Genomic DNA, 2,474 nt, shown 5'->3' on the forward strand with positions numbered 1-2,474 from the left:
CGGTGCTCGGCGTCCCGATCGGGCTGTCGTCGGCGCCGTTCATGATGGTCCGGACCCACCAGCACGAGGTCGCCGCCGTCCGGGACCTGTGCGCCCGCATCGGGCCGGGCCGGTCGGTCGTCATCCTCGACCAGAACTACGCCGACCAGTTCCTCCAGGTGATCCGGAGCATGTGCGGCCAGCCGTCCGCGCGGATCTCCGAGGACGCCACGCCGGCGGACGTCTGGCGGGTCACCGGCAAGGTCTTCGACGCGGGCCGCGTGCCCGTCCTGATGGGCGCCTCCGCGGGGGAGGTGGCCCCCTACGGGCAGCCGGTGCACGCCATGACGCTGCGCACCCGGCAGGACGAGCGGACCCTGGTCAAGCCCCCCAAGGGCACCTGGACGCTGAACCTCGACGTGTGGATCACCGAGCCCCCGCGGCCGTGACCGACTATCCTCCCCCTGCGTGAGTACCCAGCCCGCCGCCTCCACGACCACGCGCGCCCCGGACACCGCTCCGGACGCCGCCACGGCGACCGACGCGGCCCCCGAGACCACGACCGAGGCCGGGCCCGCGGCCGCACCCGCGGAAGCCGCCGCGCCAGGGCCGGAGTTCGCGCCGTTGGCGGAGCCCGTGGACGAGCCGCTGGACGGGCCGCTGGACGGGGCGGAGCGGGCGACCGCCCACCGGCCCGGCCCGGACGAGGACCTGGAGTCCGGCCCCGAGGACGAGCGTCCCGTCCACGTCACGATCGTGCTGCCCTGCTACAACGAGCAGGACCACGTCATCGACGAGGTCGAGCGGATCACCAAGGCCATGGACAACAGCGGCATGGCGTACGAGCTGCTCGCCGTGGACGACTGCTCCACCGACGACACCCTCGCCCGGCTGCGCGAGGCCGAGCCGCGGTTCCCGAGCATGAAGGTCGTCGCGTTCCGGCACAACAGCGGGTCCGGGACCGTCCGGCGGATCGGCACCCAGCAGGCCCGCGGCGACATCGTCGTGTGGACCGACGCCGACATGACCTACCCGAACGAGCGGATCCCCGAGCTGGTCGCCATGCTCGACCAGGACTCCTCGATCGACCAGGTCGTGGGCGCGCGGACGTCCGAGGAGGGCACCCACAAGGTGCTGCGCGTCCCGGCCAAGTGGTTCATCCGCAAGGTCGCCGAGCGGCTCACCAACAGCCGCATCCCGGACCTGAACTCCGGGCTGCGCGCGTTCCGCCGCCAGGTCTCGCTGCCCTACCTGCGGCTGCTGCCGCCCGGGTTCTCCTGCGTCACCACGATCACCATCGCGTTCCTGTCGAACCAGCACCACGTGGCGTACGTGCCGATCGACTACGCCAAGCGCGCGGGCACCTCGAAGTTCCACTTCGTCAAGGACGCCTACCGGTACATCCTCCAGGTGCTGCGCATGGTGATGTACTTCAACCCGCTCAAGGTGCTGATGCCGCTGGCGCTCTGGCTGATCGTGATCGGCCTGGCCAAGGGCGTGTTCGACATGGTGCGGCACTTCGGGTACTTCGCGAGCAACACCATCCTGATCTTCGTCACCGGGCTGATCATCGGGTCGATGGCGCTGCTCGCGGACCTGATCGTCCGCTCGCGGGGGGACTAGCCGGATGCGGATCGCGGTCGTCGGGCCGGCCTTCCCGTACAAGGGCGGCGGCGCGCACCACACCACCGAGCTCGCGCACCGGCTCGCCGCCGCCGGGCACGAGGTGGTCGTCGAGTCGTGGCGGGCGCAGTACCCCGGGTTCCTGTACCCGGGGCAGCAGACGATCGCCGAGCCGGAGGGCGTGCCGTTCCCGGACACGCTGCGCCGGCTCGACTGGCGGCGTCCGGACGGCTGGTGGCGCGCCGGGCGGTCGCTGCGCGGCTGCGACCTGGTCGTGCTGGCCGTGCTGAGCCCCGTCCAGGTGCCCGCCTACCTCGGCATCACCGCGGGGATCGGCCGGCGCACGCCGGTGGTCGCGCTGTGCCACAACGTCCTGCCGCACGAGCGGCGGCAGTACGACCGTCCGCTGATGAAGGCGCTGCTGACCCGGGTGTCGGGGGTGCTGGTGCACTCCGAGCAGCAGGCGCGGCTGGCGCGGTCGCTGACGGAGCGCCCGGTGCGGGTGGCGGAGATGCCCGCGCACCTGCCGACGCCGTCCGGTCCGGCCGAGCGGGCGGACGGGGTCCGCAGGCGGCTGCTGTTCTTCGGGATCGTCCGTCCGTACAAGGGGCTGGACGTGCTGCTGCGGGCCCTCGCCGAAGGACCGCCGGACGTCTCGCTCACCGTGGCGGGCGAGTTCTGGGGCGGCCTCGCGGAGACCGAGGCGCTGGTCGCGTCGCTGGGGCTGGCGGACCGGGTCGAGCTGCGGTCCGGGTACGTGCCGGGGGCCGAGGTCCCGGGGCTGTTCGCGGCGGCGGACGCGCTGGTGCTGCCGTACCGGGCGGCGACCGCGTCGCAGAACGTGTGGATGGCGTTCGAGCACGGCGTCCCGG

General features: G+C 72.9%; 2 protein-coding genes and 1 pseudogene. All 3 read left to right on the forward strand.

All coding sequences use genetic code 11. The features are described 5' to 3' along the window. A pseudogene (locus tag AB0J52_RS36155) lies at positions 1 to 428 on the forward strand (hypothetical protein); the annotation flags it as partial. A gap of 262 nt (positions 429 to 690) precedes the next feature. Continuing rightward, positions 691 to 1,602, forward strand: a complete 912-nt coding sequence (locus AB0J52_RS36160) for a glycosyltransferase family 2 protein (protein WP_500187415.1) — start codon at positions 691 to 693, stop codon at positions 1,600 to 1,602. A gap of 4 nt (positions 1,603 to 1,606) precedes the next feature. Then, a partial coding sequence (locus AB0J52_RS36165) for a glycosyltransferase (protein WP_500187414.1) occupies positions 1,607 to 2,474 on the forward strand: 868 nt, incomplete at its 3' end.

Source organism: Spirillospora sp. NPDC049652 (assembly GCF_040675125.1).
Lineage (GTDB): Bacteria > Actinomycetota > Actinomycetes > Streptosporangiales > Streptosporangiaceae > Spirillospora.